This is a genomic window from Rhodococcus sp. NBC_00294, assembly GCF_036163995.1.
Lineage (GTDB): Bacteria > Actinomycetota > Actinomycetes > Mycobacteriales > Mycobacteriaceae > Rhodococcoides.
This window is the reverse complement of the sequence record NZ_CP108043.1, coordinates 3911785-3935602: the sequence shown is the minus strand read 5'-3', so window position 1 is coordinate 3935602 and position 23818 is coordinate 3911785. Positions and strand designations below refer to the sequence as shown.

Below are 23818 nucleotides of genomic sequence, written 5' to 3'. Positions count from 1 at the left end.
CGAGAGAACAACGCGGCGACATACTGGGTACGACTGGAATGGATCGAGCCGGTGACCTGTTCGGTCGCGGCCCGACATATGTGTAATCCACATCACAAGGGAAGTCAATAGTTTGTTCGGACAATACGTCCGCAGCACAGCGAGCCGTCAGGATCCAGGCCCGGTCGCGATCATCGCCAGGACGGCAGGGCGGTCGAGCTTGCCGCGGGCCGTGCGGGGGAGCGCGGGCACCGTGACCACGCGAGTGGGCATCGCCGGTGCCTCGAGGTGTGCCCGCAGATGACGCCGCAGAGCGGTGCGGTCGACCGGCTCCGAGACCGTGATCGCCGCGACCGGGACGTGCCCCATCCTCGGATCCGGCTCGCCCACACACGCCGCGTCGAGCACGCCGGGAAACCCCCGCAGGGCGGTCTCCACATCGAGTGGCTCCACCTTGAGGCCGCCGCGCACGATGGTGTCGGAACTGCGGCCCGCGAGAAACAGCCACCCGCCGCGGATCTCGCCTCGATCGCCCACGCTCGTCCACCCGTTCACGGGCCCGTCGGACGGTTCCGCGTGATCGGGGTGGGTCAGGTATCCGTCGAACAGCATGTCGCTGTGCACGCTGACGACGCCGTCCACGGTTCTCGTGCGGACTCCCGAGACGAGCCGCCCGGCGGAGCCGTCGGGAACCGGTTCGGTGGAGGAGTCCACGGCCACCAACGACAGTTCCGAGGCGCCGTAGAAGTGCACGAGCCGAGCGCCGGGAACGCGAGCGGACAGGGCGTCGCGACCGGAGCGCGGCCAGAAAGCACCCGAGGACAACACTTCTCGGACCTGCGCCAGCCGGGGTCGGGTGGACACGGCGATGTCGTGTGCGAGGGTGGGCACGGTGTAGACGTGCGTCGGGTCGACGTCTCCCGCGGAGGACCACGACTCGAGGGGCCGTAGGTCCACGGCAGCACCTCGCGTGAGTGCGTGCACCAGTCCGTAGAGGAAGTGGGTGTGGTCCAGGACGCCCGGTGCGGCCACCCGGGAGTGCCGGTCCACGGTGAACTCCTCGTCGGATCGATCGAGCGTGCGCGACCACGACCGCCGCGAGCGGACGAAGAGCTTGGGGGTGCCCGACGTGCCGGAAGTCAACCCCGCCAGCAGTTCTCCGGCCTCGTCCGGTGCCGGGAGGGGGACCGCGGGCGCGGCGGCGAGGTCGTCGGGCGAGGTGAGCGTGCCGGTGACGCCGAGTCGACGCAGCCGGGTCCGCCCGCGCTCCGTGGCGATCACCGCAGCGGGGCGACCGATCTCGAGAACCGATGCGAGGTGGTCGGGAAGCAGGTGGCGGTGCAGGAGGACGAGCGAGCAACCTGCACGGATCGCGCCGAGAACCGTGACGACGGAACCGAGATCGGACGCCGGGAGGACGGCCACTCGCTTCGCACCGAGCAGGCGTGCGGCGACGCGTCCCGACCGATCCCACATCTCACGATAGGTGAGACTGCCGTGCGCGGCGACGACCGCGAGCGAGTCCGGACGGTCCCGGGCGCGACGACCGATGCGCTCGTCGATCGAGTCCGCGATCACGCGTCATCGTCCCGGTCGTCGTCCACGCCGCGGGCGACGAGACTGTCTCCCAGCGCATCCGCGGTCCGCAGCGCGCGGACCACCACGGGTGTCGCCAGCGCGGTCATCGACCACTGCAGTCCGCGGGCCTTCCGTGCGTCGGAGACCTCGTGCACGATGCCGGTGAGGACGGGGACGAGCCGGATCGTCAGTGCCAGCAGCAGTCCGATGCGGTCGGGGTCGACGCCGAAGCGCCGCAACGGTTCCAGGACCCTGCCGCACACGTCGAGCATCGCGGTCACCCGGGTGGTGAGGGTGACCAGACTCGCCGCGGCCACCGTGACGACGAGAATCCCGCACACGACCACGGCGCGGGCCGGGGTCGTGATGATCACCTGGAACACCGCGATGATCGCGATCATCCAGAAGAGCGGCCGGATCTGCGCGAGTGCGGTCCGCGGGCCGATGCCCCCGATCCCGAAGAGAACGGCGACCACGCCGGCAGCGACCGCGACGTCGACCGGTCGGCGAACGAGGGCGATGACCGCGATGACGCCGACCATGAGCAGCAGAAGCTTCCACCCGGCCGGAAGTCGGTGCAGGAGCGAGTGACCGGGTCGGTAGAGGCCGATCATTCGAGCAGCGCCTCGTACGCGGGCAGGGCGTCGGCGGGCCGTCCGTCGTGGGCGACCCGAGCGTCGTGGATCACGATGACGCGATCGAAGTTCGTCAGGAGATCGAGGTGATGTGTCACCACGACGACCTGCTGCTCGAGAGTGTCGAACACCGCGCCGACCTTGCGGGAGTTGCGGAGATCGAGAAGCGTGGTGGGTTCGTCGGCCACCAGGACCTCGGGTCGGCGGATCAGCACCGCGCCGATCGCCAGCATCTGTTTCTGTCCGCCGGACAACAGGTGCGCGGGATGATCGGCGTGACCGGCCAGCCCGAAACGGTCGAGCATGTCGGCGACGCGGTCCGCCACCTCGTCCTTCGACGCTCCGGTACGGCGCAGCGAGAACGCCAGATCCTCGGCGACGGTCGGCATCACGATCTGGTTGTCCGGGTCCGTGAACACGAACCCGACCTTCCGTCGCACCTGGCCACCCTTGCGCGCGACGTTCAGACCGTCGACGGTGACGGTGCCGGAACTCGGCGACACCAGACCGTTGATCATGCGGGCCAGGGTCGACTTCCCGGAGCCGTTGGATCCGACGATGCCGACGCGGTGTTCGGTGATCTCGAGATCGATGTCGCGCAGCACGGGCCGATCGCCGTATCCGTGCGAGACGTGATCGAACCGGATCACGCTCATGCTCCGACTCGTTCCACGAGCATGGCGATGCCCTGACCACCGCCGATGGCGCACACCGCAAGACCGAGAGCGGGGGAGTCGGTCGTGGCCATCTGCTCAGCCAACCGGACGAGGAGAATTGCTCCGGAGGCGCCCCACGGGTGTCCGAGCGCGATGGCCCCTCCGTGCGGGCACACGATGTCCGGATCGATGCCCAGCCGGTCGACGGCCGCCAGGGCCACCGAGGCGAAGGCCTCGGTGATCTCGACGATCCCGACGTCGGACAGGTTGACTCCGCAGCGGTCGAGGACGGCGCGGACCGCGGGCACGGGGGACAGTCCGGGGAGCGCGGGATCCGTCCCGGCGACGGCCCAGCCGAGTACCCGCAGGGCAGGGCCGTCGGCCAGGTCCGCGGTCGTCACGGCGAGCACGGCCGCGCCGTCGGAGATGCCGCACGAGTTGCCCGCGGTGGCGGTGCCGTCGGGGGAGAACGCCGGACGCAGCCTGCTCAGACGCGCCGTGGTGAGTCCGCTGCGCACCCGCTCGTCGAGATCGATCCCGGCGACGGTGACGATCTCCGCCGAGAAGTCCGTCTGCGAGGCGAGTCGGTGCGAGCGTTCGGCGTACGCGTCCTGTCGCTCCCGGTCAATGCCGAGCGTGCGGGCGAGATCGTCCGCGGCCGTGCCCATGTCGGGGTCGGGGTGACCGCGCGGGGTGAACGGTGCGCGCGTGTACCGCTGCGGACCCCCGTCGCCGACCGGGGCGTGGAAACGCCACGGCGCCGTGCTCGCCGATTCGACTCCCCCCGCGAGAATCAGGGCGTCGTCACCCGCGCGGACACGGGACGAGGCCAGGGCCACGGCGTCGAGGCCCGAGCCGCACTGGCGGTCGACCGTCACGCCAGGGACGTGGTGACCGAGACCGGCCTGCAGCGCGGCGACCCGAGCGAGGTCGCCGCCGGGACCGAGGCAGTTGCCCAGGACGACGTCGTCGATGCGGCCGAGATGGTGCACTCGGCGAGCGACGTCGGCGAGGACGGGTGCCGCGAGGTCGGCGGCCGTCAGGTCGGCGAACGCATGCCCCGCCGTGCCGATCGCCGTCCGCCGTCCCGCCAGCAGGATCGGATCGCGCGGGGACGAGCGCACCATGTCAGGCGGCGGACCCGACGGTCGCGCGACGCCGCGGCGCGACGAGACCGGGGTAGGCGCGGTGCACGCCCTTCGCGACGACGGTCGCGACGACGACCTTGACCGCGTCGCCGGGAACGTAGGCGCCCGTGGACGCGATGGCCGCCCCTACGCCGAGGTCGGTGCGCAGCAGGAGGCCGAGGACGCCGAAGACGTAGATGACGGCGATGCCGCCCACGGCGTTGACGAGCAGACCGGCCCACAGCGGGTAGGACGGGACGATCAGCCGCGTGAGCGCGCCGATGACGAAGGCGCCCACGACCCATCCGACGAGGTACCCGACGCTGGGGGCCGCGAAGACGCCGAGACCGCCGCGTCCGCCGGCGAGCAACGGGAGGCCGATCGCGACGAGTGCGAGCAGGACCAGTACCGCGGCCGCACCCTTGCGGGCGCCGAGAACCGCGCCCGCGGCGATGACGCCGAGGGTCTGCAGGGTGATGGGCACACCGCTGATGCCGACCGTGATGGAGCCGGGAAGGCCGAGTGCCGCGATCAGTGCCGCGAAGACGGCGACCTGAGCGAGGTCACGAGCCGAGAAACGAGGGGACACGGTCGGGACTCCTGTGCGTGGCGTGAGCGAGGACCACTTGAACGGTGTTCAAGTGCGCGGAGTCACGCTAGTGGGGTGCTCGTGCCCGGTGCAACTCCCCGTCGTGTCACAGCGACGCGACGAGGGCGTTCAGGGTGGCGGAGCTGCTGTGCGCGGGATGCCACCCGAGGTCGCGCTTGGCCTTCGAGGTGTCCATGACGACGGACGTCCGTCCCACGTGCACCCACTCCACCATCGACGGGACGAACGGGAGGGTGCGGATCACCGCCGACGCCGCAGACCCGAGGAGGGACGGCACCCGCACCGGGAAGGCGCCCAGCGCGGCCGCCACCTGCGACAGGGACACCACCCCGTCGCCCGCGATGTTGTACGGGCCGGGAGGTCCATCCTTGGTCGCGGCGAGCGCGATGGCCGTCGCCACGTCGTCGTGGTGCACCAGTTGCAGCGGGTGTCCCGGGTCGGGGAACACCGGACGCACCGCGCCGACCACGGCCCCCAATGGTGCGGGGAGCTGGGCGGCGATCGAGCGCCACGGCATGGAGTCGGCCAGGGCGGGCGCTTTCGGGCCGGCGACGATGCACGGCCGCAGGACGTACACCTCGAGGTCCGATCCCGCGGTGACCTCGTCGAGGACCTCCTCGAGTTCGGCCTTCTGCTCGGAGTAGTAGTGCTCCTTCGATCCGCGCGTCGGCGTGTCCTCGGTCAGCGGCACCCGGTTGTCCGAGTGATAGCCGTACGCGGCGACGGACGAGGTGTAGACGAGCCGTGTCGGCCGCGCGGCGGCCACCGTCGCCTCGAAGACGGTGCGAGTCCCGGCCAGGTTGATCCGTGAACTCTCGGCACGCGATCCCATGATGAGGAAGGCGAGGTGCACCACGACATCCGCCTCGGCGACGAAGGCGTCCACCGCCTCACGATCGAGTATGTCGCCCTGCCGGTACTCCGTCTTGGTCCAGCCGTGCTCGTCCACGTCGAACGGTCGTCGCGCCATGCCGAGGATGCGGTCCACGGCCGGATCGCGCTCGAGCGCGTCCACCGCCGACATGCCGATCTCGCCGGTCGGACCGGTCACTGCCACTGTGAGTCCCATGGGTCGATGATGCCCGCTGACGTCGGGATTCAAGCAAGGTTCGGTGGGAGTGAGAGACTGCGACGATGCAGGATCCGGACCATGTTCTCGGCGCGCTCCGTCGCTCACCCGATGTCGAGGCGCCCAATCTCCACGCCGTCGACGCCTCCGACCGGTTGATCCTGGCCGAGGCCGCGGAGTCGACCTCCACCGCCGAGCCCGGGTCGGTCGCGGTGATCGGCGACCGGTACGGCGCGCTGACCCTCGGGACCGCCGCCGCGCACGGCCTCGCCGGCATTCGCGTGCACCAGGATCCCCTCACCTCCGAGCTCGCGCTGGCCCGCAACGCCGGCGCGCTCGGCCTCGGCGACGTCTACACGAGCCACGCGTTGGACCGAGAGTTGCTCGACGGTGCGACCGTGGTGCTGCTGCAGCTTCCCCGCGCCCTCGCCGAGCTCACCGAGATCGCCGAAGCCGTTGCCCGCTGGGCGGATCCGTCGGTCCGCGTCATCTCGGCGGGTCGACTCAAACACATGAGTCGGTCGATGAACGACGTGCTCGCCGCGAACTTCACCGACGTGGCGGCCACCCGCGCGGCGCAGAAGTCCCGCGGGTTGGTGGCGACCGGGCCGCTGCCTCGGGAGAGCGCGACGTACCCCGTGTCGACCGTCCTCGCCGATCTGGACCTCACCGTGGTCGCCCACGGTGCCGTCTTCTCCGGGGACCGGCTGGACATCGGCACCCGGTACCTGTGCACGTTCCTCGACCGGATGTCGCCCGACGCGCGCCGCATCGTCGATCTGGGGTGCGGGACCGGCATTCTCGCGGTCCTCGCCGCGCGCCTGCGGCCGGACGCGGAGGTGGTCGCCACAGACCGCTCGGCCGCGGCGGTGGCCTCGGCGGTGGCCACGGCGGAGGCGTCCGGCGTGCGGGTGACGGCGCGTCGGGACGACGCCATGGCGTCGGAGGCGCCCGCGAGCGCCGACGTGATCCTGTGCAATCCACCGTTCCACGAGAACGCGGCCGTGCACACCGGGGGAGCGGAGAAACTCTTCGCGGCCGCGCGGACCGTCCTGCGCCCCGGCGGCGAACTGTGGGCGGTGCACAACTCACACCTGCGGTTCCGCTCCATGCTCGCGCGCATGGTGGGGCCGACGGAGGTGATGGGCCGCAACGACAAATTCACCGTCACCCGGTCGATCAGGTGACGGTGAATGTGTCGGCCGCACAAGTCAGGCGGACGTGACTCAGTCGAAGTAGGAGCCCGCGTCCTCGGGGGTCCCGTCGATCTGGCCGCGGTGCGTCGCAGAGTTCTCCACCACGACTCCGTCCACCACGTCCGCGTCCTTCACGGCGGCGCCGTCGGTGCCGTCGTCCTCCGTGGCGTCCGCGATGTAGTCGTTCTCGTCGTCGCTGTCGACGACTCGGTCCACCAGTTCCTCGGTCAGATCGTCGTCTGGTGTCGCCGCCACGGGGACGTCGAGTTCCTCCTCCAGCGGGACGTCCGGCACTTCCTCGGCCAGCTTCTGGTCGAGGCTCTCACCCTCACGCGCCTCGCGTTCGGTGGTGCCGAACTTGTCGGCCTCGGTCCACGAGTCCGGCGGGGTGACCACGTCGTCGACGTCGTCCGTGCCTCGGATCTCGTCCGAGTCGAGACTCTCACTCTGGTCCAGCGTGTCTCCGGGTCCGTCTTCGATGCTCATGAGGGAGAAGGTGCCCGGATCGCCCGAGCGACAAACGTGAGCGGACAAACGTGCGCCGACCGTGTGTACTGATGCGGTACTGCGCTGGGGGAACGGCGACGTCCGCCCGGTACAGTCCGTTTTGTCCGATGGGAACTTTTCCGTCGCATCCGAACGTTGAGAGATACACAGGCTCCACCACACGAAAGGGATGAGACACGGTGCGCACTTCCAGCAACCCGGTGTTCCGCAATCTGCCCAAGCAGGCGGGAGGCGGATATGCCTCCTTCGGTTCGGCCGCCGCCGGTGCCGGTGCGGTCACCCAGCAGTACGGCTCCCCGCAGGGACAGCCGCAGCCGTACCAGACCGGTCCGCAGCAGCGTGCGATGACGATCGACGACGTCGTCACCAAGACGGCCACCACCCTCGGTGTCCTGACGGTGTTCGCCATCGCGTCCTACGTGCTCGCGAGCAACAACCCCGGCCTGGCCCCGATGTTCGTCATCGGCGGCGGACTCATCGGCTTCGTCCTCGTCCTCGTGGCGACGTTCGGCCGCAAGATGGACAGTGCGCCCCTGGTGCTCGCGTACGCGGCCTTCGAGGGCGTGTTCCTCGGTGCCCTGTCGCTCATGTTCACCGACATCAGCTTCGGCGGCGTCGGCGGCAGTGCGCTCATCGCCCAGGCCGTGCTCGGCACCTTCGGCGTCTTCTTCGGCATGCTCGTCGTCTACAAGACCGGCGCCATCCGTGTCACGCCGCGCCTCACCCGCATGGTCGTCGGCGCCCTCATCGGTGTCGTCGTGCTCATGCTCGGCAACCTGGTCGCCAGCTTCTTCACCCCCGGCGGGCTCGGACTGCGTGACGGCGGCACCGTCGCCATCATCTTCAGCCTCGTCTGCATCGGCATCGCCGCGTTCAGCTTCCTGCTCGACTTCGACTCCGCCGACCAGCTGATCCGTGCCCAGGCACCGGAGAAGGCTGCCTGGGGCGTCGCGCTCGGTCTGACCATCACCCTGGTCTGGCTGTACGTCGAGATCCTGCGACTGCTGAGCTACTTCAACAACGACTAGTTCCAGCGGTAGTCGTCACAGCCGACAGCCCCCGTCCTCCTCTCGGAGGGCGGGGGCTGTCTGCTGTACGAGACCGACTCAGCTGAGGCGCTCGAGCACCATGGCCATGCCCTGTCCGCCGCCGACGCACATGGTCTCGAGACCGAACTGCTTGTCGTGGGCGCGCAGGTTGTTGAGCAGGGTCGCGGTGATGCGGGCACCGGTCATGCCGAAGGGGTGTCCGAGGGCGATGGCGCCGCCGGAGACGTTGAGCTTGTCCTCGTCGATCTTCAATTCCCGTGCGGAGCCGATCACCTGGACGGCGAAGGCTTCGTTGATCTCGACCAGGTCGATGTCGTCGATGGTCTTGCCGGCGAGCGCGAGCGCCTTCTTCGAGGCCTCGATGGGGCCGAGGCCCATGATCTCGGGCGAGAGGCCCGAGACGCCGGTGGACACGACGCGGGCGAGCGGGGTCAGGCCAAGCTCCTTGGCCTTGGTGTCGGACATGATCACCAGTGCCGCGGCGCCGTCGTTCAGCGGGCAGGCGTTGCCGGCGGTGATGGTGCCGTCCGGGCGGAAGACCGGCTTGAGCTGCGAGATCTTCTCGTAGGTGGTGCCGGCGCGGGGGCCGTCGTCGGTGCTGACGACGGTGCCGTCGGGCAGCGTGACCGGGGTGATCTCGTTCTCGAAGTGGCCCTTGGCGATGGCTTCCTCGGCGCGGTTCTGGCTGCGGACGCCCCAGTGGTCCTGCTCCTCACGGCTGATGCCGGTGAGCTGGGCGACGTTCTCCGCGGTCTGGCCCATCGCGATGTAGGCGTCGGGGAGGTTGCCGTTCTCGCGGGGGTCGGACCAGGTCTGGCCACCCTCGGCGATCTTCTCGGTGCGGGCCTGGGCGTCGGCGTAGATGGGGTTCTGGGTGTCTGGGTACGAGTCGGAGTTGCCCTTGACGAAGCGGGAGACGGTCTCGACTCCGGCGGAGATGAACACGTCGCCCTCGCCGGCCTTGATGGCGTGCAGTGCCATGCGGGTGGTCTGCAGCGACGAGGAACAGTAGCGGGTGATGGTGGTGCCGGGGAGGAAGTCGTAGCCGAGCTGGATGGCGACGTTGCGGCCGATGTTGAAGCCCTGCTCGCCGCCGGGCAGACCGCACCCCATGAGGAGGTCGTCGATCATGGTGGGGTCGAGGGCGGGCACCTTGTCGAGGGCTGCCTTGACCATCTGCGCTGCGAGGTCGTCGGGACGCATGCTCACGAGCGACCCCTTCATCGCGCGCCCGATGGGCGAACGGGCCACGGACACGATCACTGCTTCTGGCATGGGAGGACTCCTGGGGTTGGCGACGATATGACTGGAGGGTAACTCTCGTCCGGTGGGCCCCCGGTCACTGCAGGGCGTCTCGCGGCCGTAGCCGCGACACGTGGCGGTTGGCCGAGGCGGTGAGGCGGGAGACGAGGCGACGCTGCTCGGCGACGTCCGACACCGTGGGCAGCGTCGGCAGGGGGCCGCCCGCCCATTCGCCCAGCGCGGCCGCCAGCACGGGCAGGATCTGCTGGGCAGCGAGTTCGTATCCGGCCGCGGACGGATGGAAACGGTCGGCCGAGAACATCCGCTCCGGTGCCGCGAGGAACTCCGGGGCGAGCAGATCCGCCAGCGCGACGGGGTGGCCGCCGGCGGCGAGCGTCGCCGACGTCTGAGCCCGCGCGAGTCGGTGGCCCCACGTTCGCACGACAGCGCGGAGCGGCTGCGGGATGGCGGTGACGACACCGAGGTCCGGGCACGTTCCGACGACCACGACGGTGCCCTCCGCCCGCAGGCGACGCACCGCGGTACGCAGACGCTCGGCCGAGGCCGCCACCGCATGCTTCTTGGTGACGTCGTTGGCGCCGATGAAGACGACCGCCGCGTCGGGCCGGTCGTGGTGGGCGACCAGCATCGCATCGACCTGACCCTCGAGTCCCTTGGATGTCGCGCCGGGAATGGCCTTGGTGCTCAACCGGATCCGCTTCCGGCTCTCGTCGGCGAGACCCCGCGCGATCAGCACGCCCGGCACCTCGTCCGCGACGACGCAGCCCATGCCGGCCGCCGTCGAGTCGCCGAAGATCATCAGGTGCAGGTCGGACTGCACGCCGGGGCGCCACCGCTGCGGGACGCGCGCACCCGGGGCGTACACACCGTCGGCCTCGGGCGGCCGGTCCGTGCTGCGGCCGATCACGGTCCGGGCAGCGGCCGCCTGCGCCAGCAGGTGCCGGTACGCGGCCCAGGACAGCGTTCCCGCGCCGGATCCCGCGACGACGGTGGCGGCTCCCGCCACCGCTGCCTGTCGCCACCCACCGCGACCCGAGCCGCCCTGCTGCATCGCACCTCCGTTCACCTGTCCGATTCTAGGTGCGCCGACGGTGGTGCCGTGCAGTGCGATCGCCGCAGCGCGACCAGGCTCGGTGGGTGTCCGGCCGGACATCTGGGAGGATGGACGCATGCGCATTGCAAACAGCGTCGTCGACCTCATCGGCAACACCCCGCTGGTGAAGCTGAACACCGTCGTCGCCCCCGGGTCCGCACTCCTCGCCGCCAAGGTGGAGTACCTCAATCCCGGTGGCAGTTCGAAGGACCGCATCGCCGTCAAGATGATCGAGGCGGCCGAGGCGTCCGGTGAACTGAAGCCCGGCGGCACCATCGTCGAGCCCACCTCCGGCAACACCGGAGTCGGCCTGGCCCTCGTCGCACAGCAGCGCGGCTACAAGTGCGTCTTCGTGTGCCCCGACAAGGTCGGCGAGGACAAGCGCAACGTCCTACGTGCCTACGGCGCGCAGGTCGTCGTGTGCCCCACCGCGGTCGCCCCCGAGGATCCGGACAGCTACTACAGCGTCTCGGACCGCCTCGTGCGCGAGATCGACGGTGCCTGGAAGCCCAACCAGTACGCCAATCCGGGTGGTCCGCAGAGCCACTACGAGACCACCGGACCCGAGATCTGGAACGACACGGACGGCAAGATCACGCACTTCGTCGCCGGCGTCGGTACCGGCGGCACCATCACCGGAACCGGTCGCTACCTCAAGGAGATGTCGGGCGGTGCGGTGAAGATCATCGGTGCCGATCCCGAGGGTTCCGTCTACTCGGGCGGGACCGGCCGGCCGTACCTCGTCGAGGGCGTGGGCGAGGACTTCTGGCCCAGCGCGTACGACCCGTCGATCCCGGACGAGATCATCGCCGTGTCCGACGCCGACTCGTTCGAGATGACGCGTCGCCTGGCCCGCGAGGAGGGCCTGCTGGTCGGCGGATCCTGCGGTATGGCCATGGTCGCCGCGCTGCAGGTGGCCGAGCGCGAGGGCCCGGACGCCCTCGTCGTCGTCCTGCTGCCCGACGGTGGTCGCGGCTACCTCGGCAAGATCTTCAACGACAAGTGGATGAGCTCCTACGGCTTCCTGCGCACCCGGCTCGACGGCGGCACCGCCGAGCCCACCGTCGGTGACGTGCTGCGCGGCAAGTCCGGCGCACTGCCCGACCTCGTGCACACGCACCCGTCCGAGACGCTGCGCGACGCCATCGAGATCCTGCGCGAGTACGGCGTCTCCCAGATGCCGGTCGTCGGCGCCGAGCCGCCGGTCATGGCGGGCGAGGTCGCGGGCAGTGTCAGCGAGCGCGATCTGCTCAGTGCCGTGTTCGAGGGCCGGGCGAACCTGTCCGACGCCGTGAAGACGCACATGAGTGCGCCGTTCCCGCTCATCGGCGCCGGTGAGCCGGTCTCGGCCGCGACGAAGACGCTCGGCGACACCGACGCCGTCATGGTCGTCGACGACGGCAAGCCGGTCGGCGTCATCACCCGCCACGATCTCCTCGGATTCGTCACCACCGCGTCCTGACACACGGAACTACTGACCCATCCCGACCGGCCTCCGGCCTGCCCGCTCGTTAGGCTAGTGCGCATGAGTGAGCAGCGCAGCAAGTCCGACACGACGTCCTGGCAGGGGTTCTCCACTCGCGCGGTGCACGCCGGGTACGAGCCCGACCCGCTGACCGGTGCGGTCAACGTCCCGATCTACGCGAGCTCCACCTTCGCCCAGGACGGCGTGGGTGGTATGCGCAGCGGGTTCGAGTACGCCCGCACCGGCAACCCGACCCGGCGTCCGCTCGAGGCCAACCTGGCAGCCCTCGAGAACGGCCACTACGGTCGCGCGTTCTCCTCGGGCATGGCCGCGACGGACGCCCTCCTGCGGGCGTCGCTGCGCCCGGGCGACCACCTCGTGATCCCGAACGACGCGTACGGCGGCACCTTCCGGCTCATCGACAAGGTGTTCACCCAGTGGGGCATCGAGTACTCGGTGGCCGCGGTGTCGGACGTCGACGCCGTGCGCGAGGCCATTCGCCCCAACACGAAGCTGGTCTGGGTCGAGACGCCCACCAATCCGCTGCTCAACGTCGGCGACATCGAGGCTCTGTCGGGCGTCGCACACGAGGCGGGCGCGAAGATCGTCGTCGACAACACGTTCGCGTCGCCGTACCTGCAGCAGCCCCTCACGCTCGGCGCCGACGTGGTGCTGCACTCGACGACCAAGTACATCGGTGGACACTCCGACGTCGTCGGCGGCGCCCTCGTGTGCAACGACGAGGAACTGGACGCGTCGTTCGCCTTCCTGCAGAACGGCGCCGGCGGTGTTCCCGGACCGTTCGACGCGTTCCTGACACTGCGCGGCATCAAGACGCTCGCCCTGCGCATGGAGCGGCACAGCGACAACGCCGAGAAGATCGTCGAGCTGCTCACGGGTCACCCCGCCGTCTCCTCGGTCATCTACCCGGGATCCGAGAGCCACCCGTCCCACGCCGTCGCCGCCAAGCAGATGCGTCGGTTCGGCGGCATGGTGTCGGTCCGTCTGAAGGGTGGCCGCCAGGCGGCGCTGGACCTCTGCGCGCGCACCGAGATCTTCACTCTCGCCGAGTCGTTGGGCGGCGTCGAGTCGTTGATCGAGCATCCCGGCGCCATGACCCACGCCTCCACCGCCGGCTCGCTGCTCGAGGTGCCGGACGACCTGGTGCGCCTGTCCGTCGGCATCGAGGACGCCGCCGACCTGGTGGGCGACATCGAACAGGCGCTCGCCTGACGCTCGACGGCGAACAGGCGCTCGCCTAGGGGCATTCGGGTTTAGGGTTCCAGCCATGGATCTCCTCACCGCCGACCGGCTGGACCGCGCCACCGCGCTGCTCGCCCCGGTCATGCGCCGCACACCCCTCGTGGCGTCCCGTGTCCTGTCCGATCGCACCGACCGCCAGGTGTGGCTCAAGTGCGAGAACCTGCAGCGCACCGGATCGTTCAAGCCGCGGGGTGCGTACAACCGCATCGCGGGTCTGACCGACGAGGAGCGCGCTCGTGGGGTGGTCGCGGCCAGTGCCGGCAATCACGCGCAGGGCGTCGCGTGGGCGGCGTCGGAACTCGGGGCCGCGTCGACGGTGTTCATGCCGAACGGTGCGCCGCTGCCGAAGTTGGTGGCCACCAAGGCGTACGGGGCCACCATTCACCAGGTGGGCACCACCATCGACGAGGCGCTGCTCGCGGCCATGGCATTCGCCGAGGAGACCGGCGCCGTGCTGATCCACCCGTTCGATCACATCGACGTGGTGGCGGGCCAGGCCACCGTGGGTGTGGAGATTCTCGACCAGATGCCCGATGTGGGCACCATCGTGGTGCCGACCGGCGGCGGCGGTCTCGTCGCCGGCATCGCCGCCGCCGTCGCGTTGAGCGGCAAGGACATTCGCATCGTCGGGGTCCAGGCGGAACAGGCCGCCGCGTGGCCCGGATCGCTCGAGGCCGGTATGCCGATCTCCGCCGAACGGATGTCGACGATGGCCGACGGTATCGCCGTGGGGCGTCCCGGGGCGGTCCCCTTCGCGCACGTCACCGAAATGGTGGACCGCGTGATCACCGTCAGCGAGGATGCGCTGTCGCGGGCACTGCTGCTGTGTATGGAGCGCGCCAAACTCATCGTCGAAGCCGCCGGAGCGGCAGCCGTCGCTGCGCTCATGGACCATCCCGAACAGTTCCACGGTGACGGCCCGATCGTCGCTGTCCTGTCCGGCGGCAACATCGATCCGCTCCTGCTGACACACGTCGTCGCGCACGGGTTGCGAGCGGCGGGTCGCTATCTGACGGTGCGCATCGTCATCCCCGACCGCCCGGGTGGCCTGGTGGGGGTGCTCGGCGTGGCACGCGACACGGCCGCGAGTGTGGTCGACGTGGTGCACGCGCGCACGGCAGGGCGGCTGGCGATGGACGAGGTCGAGATCATGATGACCCTGGAGACCCGGGGCCCGGATCACCGCGCCGCCGTGCTGTCTGGTCTCGCGGCCGCAGGATACGAGGCCGAAGTTCAGGAGTGATCAGACAGTTCAGGAGTGATCAGGCGGCGATGAAGACCGCGGCGGAGGCGTGGTCGGCGGCGCGTTGGACCAGCGCGTCGGCGCCCGCTGCCGCGGCGCGCGACAGCGCGGCTGCCACCACGGGGGAGGACGCGGCCACCGTGGCCGTGGTGGTGCCCGTGGTGGTCACCATCGTGGTTCCCGAGGCGATCGGAACGAGGCGTTCCGCCGAGCCGTCGATCACTGAGATCTGCCATCCACGAACGGGTTCCGGCCCGGCGACGGCAATGTCGGTGTCGGTCGAGTTCGCACCCGACACCGACACCAGTGCCCCGCAGGCGAAGCGGCGTGCGATCGTCGCGGCGATGCGCTCCACGACCACGGCGAGCGCTGTCGCGTCCAGATCGACTGTGGCCCAGCCGGGAAGGCGCACGCCGAGACCGTCGACCTCGATGGCCTCGTGAGTGTCCGTGCCCGAGCTGCGGAGCGGATCGACGGCGCCGGCCGTCAGGTCCGCGGCGGCGAGGGCGTGTCGCACCTGGTCCGCCAGAGCAGGGGAGACGCGCACGGTCCGGCCGAAGGAGCGGTTCAGTCGCTGCAGTTCGGAGTCCGCACGGGTGAGCGAGACGATGTCGAGCCACGTGTCCAGGGCGGTGCGCGCCGCGGCTGCCGCATCGGTGATCACGGCCGCGTCGGTGACGACCACCCGCACGTGGCGGTCGTCGATGTCGAACCCTGCGAATGCCTTCGTGGCGAGACTCATCTGGTGGCACCTCCATGGCGTTCATCGCTCGGCGAGCGCGTGCCTGTTACACCAGGGCTTCGAGCCCGGCGGCCACACGGATGGGAAACGCAGTTCGGCCCCGTACGCGAACGTGCGGGGCCGAACGACATGCGTCGTGCGAGATCAGTTGTGGTACGGCTCCGCGCTCGCGAGCGTGACCTTCATGGTCTTGCCGTTGGGCAGCGAGTACTCGCGCGTGTCGCCGACCTTGGCGTCGATCAATGCGCCGCCGAGGGGCGAGTTGGGGGAGTAGACCTCGAGCTTGCCGTCCCGTGCGCCCTCCTCACGCGTGGCGATGAGGAACGTCTCGGAATCGGACTCGTCACCGTCGTAGTAGACCTTGACGACCGACCCGGGGAGCGCGACGCCCGACTGGGTGGGAGCCTCGCCGACCTTGGCGTTGTTCAGCAGCTCCTGCAGCTGGCGGATACGCGCCTCCTGCTGGCCCTGCTCCTCGCGGGCGGCGTGGTATCCACCGTTCTCCTTGAGGTCGCCCTCTTCCCGTCGCTCGTTGATCTCCGCGGCGATGACGGGTCGGTTGGCGATGAGCTGGTCGAGTTCGCCCTTGAGCCTGTCGTGCGACTCCTGGGTCAGCCAGGTCACCTGGGTCTCGCTCATCTCGATCACTCCCTCGTGTTCTTCAGAGCCGTTCGGCTCCGGTATTCGTAGGCGGCGTGCGGTGGTGTCACCGAGCCCACACGTGAAAGAGAGCCCGCGCTGGTGCGCGAGCTCCGTCACGAGCAGGGCGTTCCGCCGGGGCGGAACGCGGTCGATGCGAACGGCCCTTGGCTCGAGTGCTCGCGTTACGCCCGTCAATGCAGCAATACACGGCCCCACTGGGTGAGCCGTGTACGAAGCGATTTTACCACGAAAGAACTTCGTGGTTTCTTGGTCGGCACCCGACGGTCACCGAGGTGTGAGATGTTCCGGCACGTCGAGGCTGCATCCGTAGAGGTCGGCGAGGCCCGGCGCGGCCGAGGTGATCACGAAGCTGCGGACGTCCTCGGTGCCGTTATCGGACGCCGGGATCAGTACTTCGCGTCGCCCGGTCTCGGTTCCGTCGCGCGATCGCGATCGGATGATGCAGACCGCGGGCTGGGACGGGTCGTCCCTGGTCACGTTCAGGCGTACGTCGACGCGGTCCTCGCCGACGATGTCGAACGACACCATGGTCCCGTCGACGTCGGGGGTGGTGAACTTGGTGTATCCGAGGTAGGCGACGGCCACGCCCAGCGCGATGACCAGCAGCGTCAGAGCCACGGCGAGGACACGGGACGGGGCGATTCCCCGACTGGTGGGGTAGCGACCCTCGGGGAGACTCTGCGGCGTGGTGGACATCGCCGTCGAACTTACCCGCGGACCCGGTACCGCCTCGGCGGGGTACCGGACGAAGTGGAACTATTGGAGGTGCCCGGACCGGAACCGGAGCACCACCGATAGTTGAAGTGAGGCACACGTGAGCGGACTGCGACTGATGGCAGTGCACGCCCATCCCGACGACGAGTCCTCCAAGGGCGCTGCCACCATGGCGCGTTACGCGGCCGAGGGCAACGAGGTGCTGGTGGTCACGCTCACCGGCGGTGAGCGCGGCGACATCCTCAACCCGGCCATGGACATCCCCGGTGTGCGCGAGCGCATGTCCGAGGTGCGCAAGGAGGAGATGGCCGCTGCCGCAGCCATTCTCGGGGTGCAGCAGACGTGGCTGGGGTTCGTGGACTCCGGTCTGCCGGAGGGAGATCCGCTGCCGCCGCTTCCCGAGGGATGCTTCGCGCTGGTGCCGCTCGAGGAGTCGACCGAGGCTCTGGTGCGCGTGGTGCGCGACTTCAAGCCGCACGTCATGACGACCTACGACGAGAAGGGTGGCTACCCCCACCCCGACCACATCCGCTGCCACGAGGTGTCGGTCGCCGCGTACGAGGCGGCCGGCGATCCCGAGCAGTTCCCCGGAACGGGCGAGGCGTGGGAGGTCTCGAAGCTCTACTACTCCCACGGCTTCATCCGCCAGCGCATGCAGTTGTTCGACGACGAGATGATCGCCTCCGGTCAGGAGGGGCCGTTCACGGAATGGCTCGCGCAGTGGCCGAAGGATCGCGGCGAGATCATGGAGCGCGTCACCACCCAGGTGGAGTGCGCGGACTACTTCCAGCAGCGCGACGACGCACTGCGTGCGCACCGCACCCAGATCGATCCGAACGGCCGCTTCTTCGCGGTCCCGGTCGACGTGCAGAAGAAGCTGTGGCCGACCGAGGAGTACGAGCTCGCGCGGACCCGCGTGCGCACGTCGCTGCCCGAGACCGACCTGTTCGCCGGGATCGAGTCCTAGATGACCGTGCTCAGCGCGTCGATCATGCTGGCGCAGAACAACACCGGGCCCGAGTTCGGTAAGGCGTCACCCGTCGGCCTCGTCATCATCGTGCTGTTGCTCATCGGTACCGCCCTGTTGGTGCGGTCGATGAACGCGCATTTCAAGAAGCTTCCGGCGTCCTTCGAGCCGGAGGATCCGACGCCGGACCAGGCGGCAGACGAGGGCACGGACCGCGGAGGCTTCCGACCCGAGCGGTGAGGGGTTTGCGACCCGAGCGGTGATTGCGCCGGGTGTCACGGGGGACACTGCAGGGGTGGCCACCCGTGAGCGCAACACCCTGTCCGACTCGACGAGCCCCTACCTGCGTCAGCACGCCGACAATCCCGTGCACTGGCAGCAGTGGGGTGACGACGCCCTGGCGTGGGCTCGCGAACGAGACGTCCCGGTCCTGCTGTCGGTGGGCTACTCGGCGTGTCACTGGTGTCACGTGATGGCACACGAGTCGTTCGAGAACGACGCCATCGCGGAGATCATGAACGCGAACTTCGTGTGCATCAAGGTCGATCGCGAGGAACGTCCCGACATCGACGCCGTCTACATGAACGCGACGGTCGCGATGACGGGTCAGGGCGGTTGGCCGATGACGGCGTTCCTCACCCCCGACGCGGAACCGTTCTACTGCGGCACCTACTTCCCGCCCACACCTCGGCAGGGGATGCCGTCGTTCACGCAGCTACTCGAAGCCATCTCCGAGACGTGGCGCACCCGTCGTGACGAGGTGCAGCAGGCGTCGGCCTCGGTGGTCGCGGAACTGCGCAGGACCGCCGCGGGCATCCCGGAGGGCGACCGAGTCGTCGACGCCGCCCTGCTCGACGAGGCGGTGGCGCGCGTTCTGGCGGACGAGGACGTGCCGCGCGGCGGCTTCGGCGGAGCACCGAAGTTCCCACCGTCGTCTCTCGTGGAGGGGCTGCTCCGCCACGTCGAGCGCACCGGGTCGGAGCCTGCCCGCGCTGCGGTGGGCCGTACCGCCGACGCCATGGCCCGCGGCGGGATGTACGACCAGCTCGGGGGCGGTTTCGCCCGGTACTCCGTCGATGCGGACTGGGTGGTGCCGCACTTCGAGAAGATGCTCTACGACAACGCGTTGCTGCTGCGCTTCTACGCTCACCTGGCGCGCCGCGGCGATGCGTTCGCTCATCGTGTGGCCGTCGACACCGCCGACTTCCTCCTGCGCGATCTCGGCACGGACGACGGGTGCTTCGCCTCCGCCCTGGACGCCGACACCGACGGGGTGGAGGGTCTGACCTACGCGTGGACACCCGCGCAGCTGGTCGAGGTACTGGGCGACGAGGACGGGGCCCGGGCCGCGCAGGTGTTCGGGGTGACCGACACGGGCACGTTCGAGGAGGGGGCGTCCGTGTTGCAGTTGCGGGCCGAACCGACGGACCCCGAGCGTTTCGCACGCATGCGCGCAGCACTGGCCGCGTCGCGTGCCACGCGTCCTCAGCCGGGGCGCGACGACAAGGTGGTGACCGCCTGGAACGGCTTCGCGATCACGGCGCTGGCCGAGGGCGGCGCCGCGCTGGGGTACCGGAACTGGGTCGATGCGGCAGCACGCTGCGCGGACCGCATCCTGGACCTGCACCGCGTCGACGGCCGACTACGGCGTGCGTCCCTGGGCGGTGTCGTGGGCGAGGCGGCGGCCATCGCGGAGGATCACGGCGCACTCGCCGTCGCTCTCGCCGCGCTGCACCAGGCGACCGGGGAGGCGCGCTGGCTGACGGCGGCGGAGGAGATACTCGACGTCGCGCTCGACCACTTCGCCGATCCTGAGCAGCCGGGCAGCTGGTTCGACACCGCCGACGACGCGGAGACGCTCGTGACCCGGCCTCGCGATCCACTCGACAACGCGACCCCGTCCGGAGCGGCACTGATCACCGAGGCTCTGCTGACGGTGGCCGCGTCCAGCGAGAACTCCTCGCGCTTCGGTGCGGCGGCGGACAGGTCGCTGGCGCGAGCGTCGATCCTGCTCGAGCGGGCACCCCGGTCGGCCGGCCACTGGCTGACCGTCGCGGAAGCCGCGGTGGCGGGACCGGTGCAGGTGGCGATCGCCACGGAGTCGGTCGACGACGACCTCGTGCGCACCGCCCGCCGCGTCGCCGCCGGCGGCACGGTGGTGGTCGCGGGTCCGCCCGACTCGGTCCCGCTGCTCGCGGATCGCCCGCTGGTGAGCGGCGAGTCGGCCGCGTACGTGTGTCACGGCTTCGTGTGCGACCGACCGGTCACCGACCCCGAGGACCTGACCGCACTCCTGGTCCGGTGACGCCGGATCAGGTGAAGAGCACCAGCCACACGGCGATGTAGTGGCACACCGCGGCGACGACCGTCGCGGCGTGGAAGAACTCGTGATGGCCGAACGTGGTGGGCCACGGGTTGGGCCACTTCGTTGCGTAGAGAACCGCGCCGATGCTGTAGAACACGCCGCCCGCCACCAGCAGTGCCATCGGTCCGACGCCTACACGATGGGTGAGTTCGCCCGCGACCGGCACGATGGCCCAGCCCAGCACGAGATACAGGGGCACGCCCAGCCAGCGAGGGGCCGTGGGCCACAGCATCTTCAGCGTCACTCCGGCCAGCGCACCGGCCCACACCACGATCAGCACGATGGTGCCGGTGCGGCTCGGCAGCCCGAGCACCGCGAACGGCGTGTAACTGCCGGCGATGAACAAGAAGATCATCGAGTGATCGGCACGCTTCATCCACGTCCGGCTGCGCACGGTCTGCCAGTGGACGCGGTGGTAGGTCGCGCTCACTCCGAAGAGACCGCACGTCGCGACGGCGTAGACAGTGATCGCGAGACCGGCCCGGACGGACACCGCCGAGTAGGCGAGCACCACGAGCACGATCCCGCAGACCACCGACACCCCGAAGGCGTACAGGTGGATCCATCCGCGCATGCGCGGCTTCACCGGCAGTTCGTCGAGCCCGAAGACAGTCACGAACCTACGGTACCGTAGGTTCGCGCTCCGACCGTGGCCGAACTAGCGGTCACCGAGTGTCAGATCCATCAGGGCACTGATCGTCGTGCGGTGAACCCATCCGCGCACACCGTCGCTCGCCAACGCGGCCCTCGCCGCAGCCAGTCCCGGTGCCCCGTGCACGCCGCCGCCCGGATGTGCGGACGCGCTCCCGAGGAACAACCGACCGACGGGAGTCTCCGTACGTCCGAGTCCGGGAACGGGCCGGAACACCAACTGCTGCTGCAGTTGCGACGTTCCGCCGTTCACCGCGCCACCGAACAGGTTGGCGTCGTCCGCTGTCAGGTCGCCCGGCCGCTGGACGTGCTTGCCGACGATCGACGCCGCGAACCCGGGCGCGTACTCCTCGAGGACGGTGTCGACCCGCTCGGCGAGCAGGTCGCCCGAGGCGTCGTCCGTCACACCGCGGGGGAGGTGTGTGTACGCCCATGCGCTCTCCGTCCCGGCCGGGGAGCGGGTGGCGTCCGCGGTCGTCATCTGACCGAACAGCATGAACGGCCGCTCCGGGATGCGGCCTGTCACCAGGTCGGCGTTCCACCGCACCAGACCGTCGTCGTCTGCGCCGACGTGCACCGTGCCCGCCTCGTTCAGACTCTTCGAGCGCCACGGGATCGGGGAGTCGAGCGCGTAGTTGATCTTCACCACCGGGGTGTCCCACTCGAACTTCTCGAGATCGCTGTGCACCCGGGCGGGAACCGCGTCCCGCGGCAACAGCGAGCCGTACAGCGCGGGAGCGGACACGTCTGCGACGACGGCTCGCCGTGCGAGGTACGTGTCGCCGCCTGCCGTCCGCACGCCGCGGGCGACACCGCCGGAGACGTCGATCGAGGTCACCTCGGTTCCACAGACGACCCGCGCCCCGGCGCTCTCGGCACGGCGCACGAGCGCGCTGGTCAGCTCCTGCGCACCGCCGACCGGGACGGGGTAGCCGACATCCTGCGCGAGCATCGTCAGCAGGTAGCCCATGATGCCGCTCGCGGGTGCGTCGGTGGGGACGTCGGCGTGCATGGCGTTGCCGAGCAGCAGGCATCGCGCCGCCTCGCTGTGGAACAACTCGTGCGCCATCGCCCGGGCCGGGAGTACTGCGAAGCGCAGGAACCGCAGTGTCTCCGCGGTCCCGAGGCGCCGGAAGAGCGTCGCGGCACCCTTGACAGGCGGGAAGGAGCTGCCGAACAGCGAGTGCAGCAGAGGATCGCGGATCCGGTTCCATTGGTCCACCACGTACATCCACGCCTCGCCGTCGCGCGGATCGTGCTCCGCCAGCATGGCGGCGGTGTCCTCGGGATCGTGGTGGACCACCGGGGCGTCCTCGTCGTCGGGCGAGCGCGGGTGACCGAAGACGACGGGTGAGTGGGTCCAGCGGAGTCCGTGGCGGTCGAGCTCGAGCGCCGTGAACGCCGGGGACGACGCACCGAGGGGATAGAAGGCACTGAACAGGTCGCTCACGTATCCCGGGGTGAGCTCGGCGCTGCGGACCGCGCCGCCGGGCACCGGGGCGGACTCCAGGACGACGACGTCCCATCCTGCGTCGGCGAGCACGGACGCCGCGACGAGTCCGTTGTGGCCCGCTCCGATCACGACGGCGTCCACCGTCGTGGTCGTCATCGGGGAACCGCGGAACGCTCGGCCAGCAGCGCGAGTCGCCGTGTCGCCTCGGTGTTGCGGGGATACACGAGTGCGTGCTGGACCGACTCGGGAACGAGCGAGAACGGGAGGGTCCGAGCGTGCTCGATCATCTCGATCCGGCACCCCGAGCCTCGCGGCGTCAGGCGCAGGACGATCGTCGCCTTGCCTGCCGGCATCCCGCGCGCTTCGAGTGTCACCTCACGTCCCTCCGTCATGCTCAGTACCCGCGTCTCGTCGTTCAGCACGGCGGGCCACAGCCCCACCGAATGGTGGATCCGCGAGCCGGGCGCGGGGAACTCGGGGTCGACGGCGCGGATGCGCGAGGCACCCACCACCCACGTCGCGTAGCTCCACCCGTCGGAGAGCACGTTCCACACGGCATCGACGCTCGCCGTGGTGTCCCGGACAACAGTCATGACTGCTCCTGTTCTCTCGTGTGCGGTCGGAGCCGGGTACCCCGTACGCCACGGAACCATCATGCGGCGCGGTGACGAGTCGGTCACGCCGATCGCGTCGTACTGCGGGCGTAGGGTGATCACCTGCTGAACAATTCTGTCGAAGTGGGGAGCTGGGTGAAGGCTCGCGGTCTGCTGTACACGCTCTACGAGAGGCGCCTGCTGCGTCAGCTCGAGGGCGCTCAGCACCCTCGACACGTCGCCGTGATGTGCGACGGCAACCGTCGCTGGGCTCGGGAGAACGGCTTCACCGACGTCAGCCACGGGCACCGGATGGGCGCGCTCAAGATCGCGGAGCTGCTCACGTGGTGTGACATGGCCGGCGTCGAGATGGCCACCATCTACCTGTTGTCCACCGAGAACCTGCGCCGGTCACCGGACGAGCTCGACTCGCTGCTCGAGATCATCACCGACGTCGTCGAGGAGATCAGCGGACCGGGAAAGAACTGGTCCGTGAAGATCGTCGGCACGATGGATCTGCTTCCCGCCGAATCCGCCCGCCGCCTCAAGGAGGCCGCCGCCGGTACGGCCGGCCGCTCGGGAACGCACGTCAACGTCGCGGTCGGGTACGGCGGCCGTCAGGAGATCGCCGACGCCGTGCAGTCGCTCATCGCGGAACGGCTGTCCGACGGTGCCGACGGGGAGGAGTTGCTCCGCTCGGTCACCGTCGAGGGCATCGACTCGCACCTCTACACGTCGGGCCAGCCGGATCCGGATCTGGTGATCCGCACGTCGGGGGAGCAGCGGTTGTCCGGGTTCCTGCTGTGGCAGAGCGCGTACTCGGAGATCTGGTTCACCGAGGCCTACTGGCCCGAGTTCCGCCGCGTCGACTTCCTGCGCGCGCTGCGCGACTTCGCCGCGCGGCACCGGAGATTCGGTACCTGAGCCGAGGCCGGGC

General features: G+C 69.8%; 24 protein-coding genes. 9 read left to right on the top strand and 15 right to left on the bottom strand.

Annotation, left to right across the window (positions count from 1 at the left end; all coding sequences use genetic code 11):
• Positions 1 to 147: 147 nt before the first annotated feature.
• The 6 genes from OHB23_RS18355 to OHB23_RS18330 all read right to left on the bottom strand — a co-directional run bounded on the left by OHB23_RS18355 (position 148) and on the right by OHB23_RS18330 (position 5654).
• Positions 148 to 1557: a class I adenylate-forming enzyme family protein gene (locus OHB23_RS18355; RefSeq protein ID WP_328810088.1), complete on the bottom strand. Its 1410-nt coding sequence runs from the start codon at positions 1555 to 1557 to the stop codon at positions 148 to 150.
• Complete coding sequence (locus OHB23_RS18350) at positions 1554 to 2171, bottom strand: energy-coupling factor transporter transmembrane component T family protein (RefSeq protein WP_222627477.1); 618 nt, start codon at positions 2169 to 2171, stop codon at positions 1554 to 1556. The genes OHB23_RS18355 and OHB23_RS18350 overlap by 4 nt, the downstream gene beginning before the upstream one ends.
• Complete coding sequence (locus OHB23_RS18345; RefSeq protein ID WP_027503952.1) at positions 2168 to 2848, bottom strand: energy-coupling factor ABC transporter ATP-binding protein; 681 nt, start codon at positions 2846 to 2848, stop codon at positions 2168 to 2170. The genes OHB23_RS18350 and OHB23_RS18345 overlap by 4 nt, the downstream gene beginning before the upstream one ends.
• On the bottom strand, positions 2845 to 3975 hold the full coding sequence (locus OHB23_RS18340; protein WP_328810086.1) for a thiolase family protein: 1131 nt from the start codon (positions 3973 to 3975) through the stop codon (positions 2845 to 2847). Before OHB23_RS18340 ends, OHB23_RS18345 begins: the two co-directional genes overlap by 4 nt.
• Before the next feature lies 1 nt (position 3976).
• The gene (locus tag OHB23_RS18335; protein WP_037183888.1) at positions 3977 to 4564 is read right to left on the bottom strand and encodes a biotin transporter BioY; all 588 of its coding nucleotides are present in this window, start codon (positions 4562 to 4564) and stop codon (positions 3977 to 3979) included.
• A 106-nt stretch (positions 4565 to 4670) separates the two neighbouring features.
• On the bottom strand, positions 4671 to 5654 hold the full coding sequence (locus OHB23_RS18330) for an NAD-dependent epimerase/dehydratase family protein (protein ID WP_328810085.1): 984 nt from the start codon (positions 5652 to 5654) through the stop codon (positions 4671 to 4673).
• A gap of 65 nt (positions 5655 to 5719) precedes the next feature.
• Here OHB23_RS18330 and OHB23_RS18325 point away from each other — a divergent pair, with 65 nt between their 5' ends.
• Positions 5720 to 6841 carry a class I SAM-dependent methyltransferase gene (locus OHB23_RS18325; protein WP_328810083.1) on the top strand — a complete coding sequence of 374 codons (1122 nt, stop codon included), beginning with the start codon at positions 5720 to 5722 and terminating at the stop codon, positions 6839 to 6841.
• A 39-nt stretch (positions 6842 to 6880) separates the two neighbouring features.
• Here the strand turns inward: OHB23_RS18325 and OHB23_RS18320 are convergent, their stop codons facing one another.
• Positions 6881 to 7336, bottom strand: coding sequence for a hypothetical protein (locus OHB23_RS18320; protein ID WP_056447352.1), 456 nt, complete (start codon positions 7334 to 7336; stop codon positions 6881 to 6883).
• A gap of 200 nt (positions 7337 to 7536) precedes the next feature.
• Here OHB23_RS18320 and OHB23_RS18315 point away from each other — a divergent pair, with 200 nt between their 5' ends.
• Entirely contained in the window at positions 7537 to 8385 is an 849-nt protein-coding gene (locus OHB23_RS18315) for a Bax inhibitor-1/YccA family protein (protein ID WP_222627467.1), read from the top strand.
• Positions 8386 to 8463: 78 nt separating this feature from the next.
• On the opposite strand, the gene OHB23_RS18310 is transcribed toward OHB23_RS18315, so the two are convergent.
• Together OHB23_RS18310 and OHB23_RS18305 are read right to left on the bottom strand one after the other, a co-directional pair.
• A complete protein-coding gene (locus OHB23_RS18310; RefSeq protein ID WP_222638200.1) occupies positions 8464 to 9681 on the bottom strand; it encodes an acetyl-CoA C-acetyltransferase in 1218 nt (405 codons plus the stop codon).
• Between the two features lie 64 nt (positions 9682 to 9745).
• Positions 9746 to 10720, bottom strand: coding sequence for an SGNH/GDSL hydrolase family protein (locus OHB23_RS18305; RefSeq protein WP_222646211.1), 975 nt, complete (start codon positions 10718 to 10720; stop codon positions 9746 to 9748).
• Positions 10721 to 10838: 118 nt separating this feature from the next.
• On the opposite strand from OHB23_RS18305, the gene OHB23_RS18300 reads away from it, so the two are divergent.
• From OHB23_RS18300 to ilvA, 3 genes are all read left to right on the top strand, one after another.
• Positions 10839 to 12224 carry a cystathionine beta-synthase gene (locus OHB23_RS18300; protein ID WP_027503945.1) on the top strand — a complete coding sequence of 462 codons (1386 nt, stop codon included), beginning with the start codon at positions 10839 to 10841 and terminating at the stop codon, positions 12222 to 12224.
• 63 nt (positions 12225 to 12287) lie between these two features.
• Positions 12288 to 13460: a cystathionine gamma-synthase gene (locus OHB23_RS18295; RefSeq protein WP_056447615.1), complete on the top strand. Its 1173-nt coding sequence runs from the start codon at positions 12288 to 12290 to the stop codon at positions 13458 to 13460.
• A 55-nt stretch (positions 13461 to 13515) separates the two neighbouring features.
• Entirely contained in the window at positions 13516 to 14733 is a 1218-nt protein-coding gene (ilvA, locus tag OHB23_RS18290) for a threonine ammonia-lyase (protein ID WP_222627841.1), read from the top strand.
• Positions 14734 to 14752: 19 nt separating this feature from the next.
• Here the strand turns inward: ilvA and OHB23_RS18285 are convergent, their stop codons facing one another.
• From OHB23_RS18285 to OHB23_RS18275, 3 genes are all read right to left on the bottom strand, one after another.
• A complete protein-coding gene (locus OHB23_RS18285; RefSeq protein ID WP_328810082.1) occupies positions 14753 to 15475 on the bottom strand; it encodes an FAD:protein FMN transferase in 723 nt (240 codons plus the stop codon).
• Positions 15476 to 15619: 144 nt separating this feature from the next.
• Complete coding sequence (gene greA / locus OHB23_RS18280) at positions 15620 to 16114, bottom strand: transcription elongation factor GreA (RefSeq protein WP_027503942.1); 495 nt, start codon at positions 16112 to 16114, stop codon at positions 15620 to 15622.
• Positions 16115 to 16402: 288 nt separating this feature from the next.
• Positions 16403 to 16834, bottom strand: a complete 432-nt coding sequence (locus OHB23_RS18275; RefSeq protein WP_222627459.1) for a DUF4307 domain-containing protein — start codon at positions 16832 to 16834, stop codon at positions 16403 to 16405.
• A 136-nt stretch (positions 16835 to 16970) separates the two neighbouring features.
• On the opposite strand from OHB23_RS18275, the gene mca reads away from it, so the two are divergent.
• Genes mca through OHB23_RS18260 form a run of 3 tightly spaced genes read left to right on the top strand, consistent with a single transcriptional unit; the run spans position 16971 to position 20124 of the window.
• Positions 16971 to 17819, top strand: a complete 849-nt coding sequence (gene mca, locus OHB23_RS18270; RefSeq protein WP_037184227.1) for a mycothiol conjugate amidase Mca — start codon at positions 16971 to 16973, stop codon at positions 17817 to 17819.
• Positions 17820 to 18059 (top strand): hypothetical protein, encoded by a 240-nt coding sequence (locus OHB23_RS18265; RefSeq protein WP_204866685.1) that lies wholly within the window; start codon positions 17820 to 17822, stop codon positions 18057 to 18059.
• 55 nt (positions 18060 to 18114) lie between these two features.
• A complete protein-coding gene (locus tag OHB23_RS18260; RefSeq protein WP_328810081.1) occupies positions 18115 to 20124 on the top strand; it encodes a thioredoxin domain-containing protein in 2010 nt (669 codons plus the stop codon).
• A 7-nt stretch (positions 20125 to 20131) separates the two neighbouring features.
• Here OHB23_RS18260 and trhA read toward each other — a convergent pair whose 3' ends face one another.
• Genes trhA through OHB23_RS18245 form a run of 3 tightly spaced genes read right to left on the bottom strand, consistent with a single transcriptional unit; the run spans position 20132 to position 22881 of the window.
• On the bottom strand, positions 20132 to 20800 hold the full coding sequence (gene trhA, locus OHB23_RS18255) for a PAQR family membrane homeostasis protein TrhA (protein WP_056447363.1): 669 nt from the start codon (positions 20798 to 20800) through the stop codon (positions 20132 to 20134).
• A gap of 42 nt (positions 20801 to 20842) precedes the next feature.
• Positions 20843 to 22444, bottom strand: a complete 1602-nt coding sequence (locus OHB23_RS18250; protein ID WP_328810080.1) for a phytoene desaturase family protein — start codon at positions 22442 to 22444, stop codon at positions 20843 to 20845.
• Positions 22441 to 22881, bottom strand: a complete 441-nt coding sequence (locus OHB23_RS18245; RefSeq protein ID WP_307109075.1) for an SRPBCC family protein — start codon at positions 22879 to 22881, stop codon at positions 22441 to 22443. The genes OHB23_RS18250 and OHB23_RS18245 overlap by 4 nt, the downstream gene beginning before the upstream one ends.
• A 156-nt stretch (positions 22882 to 23037) precedes the next feature.
• On the opposite strand from OHB23_RS18245, the gene OHB23_RS18240 reads away from it, so the two are divergent.
• Positions 23038 to 23805, top strand: coding sequence for an isoprenyl transferase (locus OHB23_RS18240; protein ID WP_204866693.1), 768 nt, complete (start codon positions 23038 to 23040; stop codon positions 23803 to 23805).
• Positions 23806 to 23818: the final 13 nt, after the last annotated feature.